Origin of the sequence: Sinomonas sp. G460-2, assembly GCF_047759905.1 — a bacterium.
Taxonomy (GTDB): Bacteria; Actinomycetota; Actinomycetes; order Actinomycetales; family Micrococcaceae; genus Sinomonas.
The window spans coordinates 1-4,021 of the sequence record NZ_JBKZWT010000322.1; the positions used below are offsets into that span (position 1 = coordinate 1).

At 69.4% G+C, this 4,021-nt stretch carries 5 protein-coding genes; 4 read left to right on the plus strand and 1 reads right to left on the minus strand.

The features are described 5' to 3' along the window. The coding region (locus tag ACLN58_RS18975; protein WP_415856795.1) for an HNH endonuclease at window positions 1-528 on the plus strand (528 nt) is incomplete at its 5' end. A 70-nt stretch (window positions 529-598) separates the two neighbouring features. Here ACLN58_RS18975 and ACLN58_RS18980 read toward each other — a convergent pair. Then, window positions 599-1,051, minus strand: a complete 453-nt coding sequence (locus ACLN58_RS18980) for an Lrp/AsnC family transcriptional regulator (RefSeq protein WP_415856796.1) — start codon at window positions 1,049-1,051, stop codon at window positions 599-601. A gap of 125 nt (window positions 1,052-1,176) precedes the next feature. On the opposite strand from ACLN58_RS18980, the gene ACLN58_RS18985 reads away from it, so the two are divergent. The 3 genes from ACLN58_RS18985 to ACLN58_RS18995 form a co-directional block, all read left to right on the plus strand. Continuing rightward, window positions 1,177-2,361, plus strand: a complete 1,185-nt coding sequence (locus ACLN58_RS18985) for a thiamine pyrophosphate-dependent dehydrogenase E1 component subunit alpha (protein ID WP_415856797.1) — start codon at window positions 1,177-1,179, stop codon at window positions 2,359-2,361. Next, window positions 2,361-3,443, plus strand: a complete 1,083-nt coding sequence (locus ACLN58_RS18990) for an alpha-ketoacid dehydrogenase subunit beta (RefSeq protein ID WP_415856798.1) — start codon at window positions 2,361-2,363, stop codon at window positions 3,441-3,443. The genes ACLN58_RS18985 and ACLN58_RS18990 overlap by 1 nt, the downstream gene beginning before the upstream one ends. After that, window positions 3,443-4,021 (plus strand): biotin/lipoyl-containing protein (locus ACLN58_RS18995; RefSeq protein WP_415856799.1); only part of this gene is annotated, 579 nt, incomplete at its 3' end. The genes ACLN58_RS18990 and ACLN58_RS18995, both read left to right, overlap by 1 nt.

A 4,021-nucleotide genomic window follows, 5' to 3' on the forward strand; every position in this document is an offset into this window, starting at 1 on the left:
GCGGTTGTGGCCAGGGGCTCGGAGTCTTCGCCGGCGGTGGGCACGCGATCTGCAGGAGGCGCGCCTCGGCCGGACACCGAGGCCCCGCCGGGACCTGGTGCCGCTGCGCTCGCAGGAGTTTGGCTCAGGCGGCTCTACCTCGACCCGTCAACGGGCGAGCTCGCGGCAATGGACTCGAGGGCGCGTCGATTCCCGCGCGCCCTCGCCGACTTCATCGAGATTCGCGATCAGCGGTGCAGGACACCGTTCTGCGATGCGCCGATACGCCACATCGATCATGTGGTTCCCGCTGTGCAGGGCGGTGAGACGAGCGTCGAGAACGGCCAAGGGCTCTGCGAGGCGTGCAACCACGCGAAGGAATCGCCGGGGTGGGAGCAAGCGGTAGTCGGCGGTTCCGCGGCCGACGACGTCGGAACCCGTGGCGACATCGTCACCGTGGCGCCAACCGGGCACGAGTACTACTCCCCGCCGGTCAAGCTCCCCGGTGCGGCATCTCGGCCGAGACGCCGGCTTTCGCGCGCGGGCTGACCGGGCGGGCCCTGACCGGGCGGGCCCTGACCGGGCGGGCCCTGACCGCAGCCCGGCCAGAGGTGCCTGCCTACCGCGTGTCCAGATCCTCGAACACGAGGAACGTCTGGGTGTCCAAGACTCCGGGCATGTTCTGCAGCTGGTCGAAGACCACTCGTCGCAGGTCCGTGTTATCGACGGCCCGCACGAGCAGGATGACGTCGAAGTCCCCGCCCACGAGGGCGATGTGGTGCACCTCGGGGATCGCCTTGAGCTGCTCGCGCAGCTCGCGCCAAGAGTGTTGGCGCACCTTGAGGGTCACGTACGCGCTCGAGCGGAGCCCGGCCTTGAGGGGATCGACGAGCGCCGTGTACTTCGTGATGATGCCTTGCTCCTGGAGCTTGGCCATCCGGTTGTAGGCGTGCGCGCGCGAGATGTGCACGTTCTCGGCGATCGTCGTCACGGACTGCCGGGCGTCCTCGGTGAGCTGGGCAAGGATCGCGCGGTCCACATCGTCCACGGGGCCTCCTGTGATCTGGGTCATTCGTTGCGATTCGTCTATAGATTCTCCCGGTTTGCGTCCAAGATTCCAAGGTTTCTACCATTCGTGGATACGAATAGGACGCCCAGCGGATACTTGTGTCAACACCCATGCTGCGAGGAGGCATCATGACCATTCCCGCGGAGGCCCAGGAGGCCATCAAGCGCTTTGGCATCAGCATCGAGGACTACATGCTCCCCGTGCACGGCCAGATCCAGATCCTGTCCGAGGACGGCACGATGCTCCCGGAGGATCGGCGCGGCTCGAGCCCCGGCCACCAATATCCGGTCCCCACGGATCGCGAGCTCCTCGAGGCCTACCGTCGCCTCGTGATCGGGCGGCGAGTCAACGACCAGAACTCGGCGCTCGTCCGGCAGGGCCGCCTCGCGGTCTACCCGTCGAGCCACGGCCAGGAGGCCTGCCAGGTCGCCGCCGCCCTGTGCCTGCGAGACGGCGACTGGATGTTCCCGACGTACCGCGACTCGGTGGCCGTCATGAGCCGCGGCGTTGATCCCGTCGAGACGATGACGCTCTTCCGCGGCGACTGGCACGGCGGCTACGATCCCCACGCGCACCACGTCGGGATCCAGAGCACCCCGCTCACCACTCAGCTCCTGCACGCGGTCGGCGTCGCCCACGCGGCAAAGCTCCGTGGCCAGGACACCGTGGTGCTCGCGATGTGCGGCGACGGCGCCACGAGCGAGGGCGACTTCCACGAGGCCCTCAACTTCGCCGCCGTCTTCCACCTCCCCGTCGTGTTCTTCGTCCAGAACAACCAGTACGCGATCTCGGTTCCGCTCGCTCACCAGTCGGTCGCGCCGTCGCTCGCCCACAAGGCGGTCGGCTACGGCATGGCGGGCGAGCGCGTGGACGGCAACGATATCGTGGCCCTTCTCGCGGTCCTCGACCGCGCCGTGACCCTGGCCCGCAGTGGTTCCGGGCCGCTCCTCGTCGAGGCCAACACGTATCGCATGCAGGCGCACACCAACGCCGACGACGCGACGCGCTACCGCAACGAGGCCGAGGTCCAAGCCTGGGCGCTCAAGGATCCCCTCAACCGCATGCGGCACTACCTCCGCTCGACCGGCGCGCTCACGGACGACGTCGAAACGGACTTCGCGGGCGACGCCGAAGACATTGCCCAGCAGCTCCGCGATGGCCTCGGCGTCGATCCCGCGCTCGATCCGGGGGACTTGTTCCGCCACGTCTTCACCGAACCGACCCCGCAGCTGCGCGAACAGGCGGCGCTGCTTGCCGATGAGCTTTCGCGCGACGAGGATTCGCGCGACGCACAGTCAAGAAAGGACCACTGATGAGCACGGTTGCCGAGGCCGCCGCCGCGCGCGCGGCCGCCACTGCCGGGCCCGAGCCCGTGACCTTCGCGAAGGCGCTCACCACCGCGATGGCTGACGCGATGCGAGCGGACGACGGCGTCGTCGTCTTTGGCGAGGACGTCGCCAAGCTGGGCGGCGTCTTCCGCGTCACGGACGGCCTCATGGCCGAGTTCGGCGAGCTGCGCTGCTTCGATACGCCCCTCGCCGAGTCCGGGATCGTCGGCATGGCGCTGGGCATGGCCATGAACGGCTTGCGTCCCGTGGTCGAGATGCAGTTCGACGCGTTCGCCTACCCCGCCTTCGAACAAATCGCGAGCCACGTCGCGAAGATGCACAACCGCACGCGCGGCCGGGTCACGGTGCCCATGGTCATCCGGGTGCCCTACGCGGGCGGGATCGGCGGAGTCGAGCACCACTGCGATTCGTCCGAGGCGTACTACGCCCACACGCCGGGGCTCAAGGTGTTCACGCCGTCGAGCGTCGCGGACGCGTACCGGCTGCTCCGGGAGGCCATCGCGTGCGACGACCCGGTCGTCTTCATGGAACCCAAGAAGCTCTATTGGTCCAAGGACGCCGTGGACCTCGAGGCGCTGCGTGCCGAATACGACTCAGCGTTCGGCGGCACTGGATCCGGCGGTACGGTGAGCCCCAAGGCTGCGGGGCGCGCCGCCGTCGTCCGCCCTGGGACGGACGCGACGATCATCGCGTACGGGCCCGCCGTGCCGCCCGCGCTCGCCGCGGCGGAGGCCGCGTCCGCGGAGGGACGCTCGGTCGAGGTTGTTGACCTCCGCACCATCGTCCCGTTCGACGACGAGACGGTATGCGAGTCGGTGCGTAAGACCGGCCGGGCTGTCGTGGTCGCGGAGGCGCAGGGCTTCGCCTCGGTCGCTTCCGAGATCACGGCCCGCGTGCAGGAGCGCTGCTTCCACTCGCTCGCGGCCCCCGTGCGCCGCGTGACCGGGTTCGATATCCCGTTCCCGCCGCCCAAGTTCGAGCACTGGTACCTGCCCGGGGTCGACCGCATCCTCGACACCCTCGACGAGCTGCAGTGGGAGGACTGATGGCCGTGGCGCGAGATTTCCTGCTTCCGGATCTCGGCGAGGGCCTCACCGAGGCCGAGCTCGTGCGGTGGCTCGTGGCCGTAGGCGACTCGGTCGCGGTCGACCAGCCGATCGTCGAGGTCGAGACGGCCAAGGCCGTTGTCGAGGTGCCGTCGCCGTTCGCGGGAGTCGTGACCGTGCTGCACGGGCAGCCGGGGGAGACGCTCGACGTCGGCCGCCCGCTCATCAGCATCGACGAGGGGTCGGCTGGCCACGGAGGGACGGCTGCCGAGGCCCACCGGACCGAGGAGCGTGCGGGATCGGACGCGCCGTCAGGGTCCGGCAACGTGCTCATAGGCTATGGCACGTCCGGGTCGTCATCCGGCGGGCGGACCCGGAGCCGCAAGGGGTCTCCAGCGACTCAGAGCGCCGCCGCTCCGACGGGGAGCCAGGCCCAAAGCCTGCCCGCGCAAGCCATCCGTGTCGTCTCCCCGCTCGTCCGCAGGCTCGCCCGCGATCTGGGCGTGAATCTTCACGCCGTCTCGGGATCGGGGCCGGACGGCCTCATCCTGCGGCGCGACGTCGAGGTCTCGGCGCCG

Excerpts from the sequence above, each read along its gene's own strand:
- ACLN58_RS18980 (WP_415856796.1), bottom strand. The coding sequence starts at position 1,051 with ATGACCCAGATCACAGGAGGCCCCGTGGACGATGTGGACCGCGCGATC.
- ACLN58_RS18990 (WP_415856798.1), top strand. The coding sequence starts at position 2,361 with ATGAGCACGGTTGCCGAGGCCGCCGCCGCGCGCGCGGCCGCCACTGCC.
- ACLN58_RS18985 (WP_415856797.1), top strand. The coding sequence starts at position 1,177 with ATGACCATTCCCGCGGAGGCCCAGGAGGCCATCAAGCGCTTTGGCATC.